The 2055-nt window shown below is 36.6% G+C and carries 2 protein-coding genes; both read right to left on the minus strand.

Annotated elements, in window-relative coordinates; translation table 11 throughout:
* Positions 1 to 285 (minus strand): transposase (locus tag A7967_RS21985; protein ID WP_501193732.1); only part of this gene is annotated, 285 nt, incomplete at its 3' end.
* Between the two features lie 268 nt (positions 286 to 553).
* Positions 554 to 1777: a PoNe immunity protein domain-containing protein gene (locus tag A7967_RS21990; RefSeq protein ID WP_082379084.1), complete on the minus strand. Its 1224-nt coding sequence runs from the start codon at positions 1775 to 1777 to the stop codon at positions 554 to 556.
* Between the last annotated feature and the right edge of the window lie 278 nt (positions 1778 to 2055).

Raw genomic sequence — 2055 nt, forward strand, 5'->3', positions numbered from 1 at the left:
CCAGCGAATAACAATCGCTTTATCATTTAGCCGATTCGCTTTTTTATCATCAACATACAACACTAGGTGCGTGTGGTTGCTCATAACAGCATAAGCACATACATCAATGCAAAATACCTTGGCTAATTCAATCAGCTTATCTTCAACCCAGCCTCTGCGATGCTCAAAAGACTGGCCTGTAAAACGGTCTTCACCACACAAAAAAGCACGACGAACGCAACGTGAAATACAGTGATAATACTTTGTATCAACCAAACTTATTTGACGCTTTCTTGCAATAGCCATAGAACGCCCTGTTTATTTTTCATACTAACCTAAAGCTAGTAAAAAACATGAAAAATACAAATTTTAGTATGGGTGTCATCTTTGTTTCCTCTCTTCTACTTCCCAGATAAAACAACGAATAAGTTTCTGCCGCAATTTGCGTTTCAGAATAACCGTAAACTCTACCGCTATCTTCTAAAGATGAATAATGTGAGCTGCATGATGCCAGCAGACACAATAAAATGATTATGTATATATTTTTTAGCTTCAAAAAAAATACTTAAATCTTTTATTCATAACGAATCGACTCCAGCAAACGCTCTATTATAGGTAAGCAGTGTGTTTTATCTTTTTCCATAAAGGTAAACGTTAAACCCATAAAATATTTGTCAAATTTTAAAGCGTATACCATGTAAGAAGTGACTTCAGTTTCGCCTTTCCAAACGCCTTGCATCAATTGTTCTTTAACAGTGCCAATGGGGAGGTTTCGTTCATTTTCAACTCCAACCCGTTTATACCATGGCATATGCTTCATTAATGCTTCATACCTCCCTGACGCAAATGAGTCTAATGTATTTTCGTCACTTTGGTACACAGTGCCGGCACACTCCAAACCTTCATCATGGGTGATTAATGATAAGCGTTGCTCACTCTCATTTAGCCAAGCACCATCAAGCGATAGAGTTAGTCGAGTTAAGCCAGGGTAAGTGACTGTATTTAATGCCTGCTCTTTTTGTTGAAGCTCTTTTTTAACGCCCTTTTCTTTCGGTAACTGTTCTGGTAGGTCAAAAAAACCATAAGGAAAATATTTACCAAAATGAGTGTTTTTTAGGCTTATACCACGCATTTTTGCAACAGCAGCGGCTTCTACTGCCCAGTACCCAAAATAACCTATATGATAATCATCATTGTGGCTATTATACCAATGTAAGCCTTTATAACGGATGTACCATTTTTTAGAATACTTTTTCAGTTCTTCTAAAAATTCACAATCGTCACTAATATTTGAGATAGTCAAAAGTTGACCGAATAAATTATTAACGCGAACATCTTGACCTAGTTGTATATTGTTTGAACGGTAACTCAACAGTTTTGCCAATATATGACCATTACTGCCGCTAAATTGCCATTTTTCAGCCAATAATGCCCACGCTTTATCACTAACATCGACCAAAATAGCCAATGAAATAAGTTTGACTAAGGTATATACACTATGTGGATAGCTACTCCACTCATTGTCTGTTTTAAGATAGTAAGTGATAGTCCGCTCGACTGTTTCTCTTATTGTGTCAATACTATGTCCGAGTGAAAACTGGCAGATTGATAATTCTATCCCACGGTTTATTAAACTATTTGATATTCTTTTCAATTGTTCATGTTCAAGCTTTTGCGATCCAAGCATTTTCGATTCAATAACATTTTCATCATGCGCTAACATGCCCATTCTATTCGCATAGAATTGTTTTAATTTTCCTTCACGATTTGGGTAATCCCGCATTACATTAGCCACCATTAATTTGAGTCACTCTGGCAGCTTTACCACGAGGTATTTGTGGTCTGCCACCTCTAACATGAACAATTTTTGAATAAGTAGTTGTTCCACTCTCAGTTGTTCTAGCCAACACAGGTATATAGTTGGCTCGTATTTTATCTTTTACGTCTTCCCCGAATTCAGGTTCCAAGTGCACCAAACCTTAAATCACTAATTAATAAAGACTTCTTCAGCTGTCTGATAATTTAGTATTTTCCTTGGGCGAGTATTAATTTTCATTACAACCTCTTGGAGTTGTT

This window comes from Pseudoalteromonas neustonica (assembly GCF_001653135.1).
Lineage (GTDB): Bacteria > Pseudomonadota > Gammaproteobacteria > Enterobacterales > Alteromonadaceae > Pseudoalteromonas > Pseudoalteromonas neustonica.

Coding starts and splice junctions, on each gene's coding strand:
- A7967_RS21990 (WP_082379084.1), bottom strand. CDS start 1,777: ATGGTGGCTAATGTAATGCGGGATTACCCAAATCGTGAAGGAAAATTA.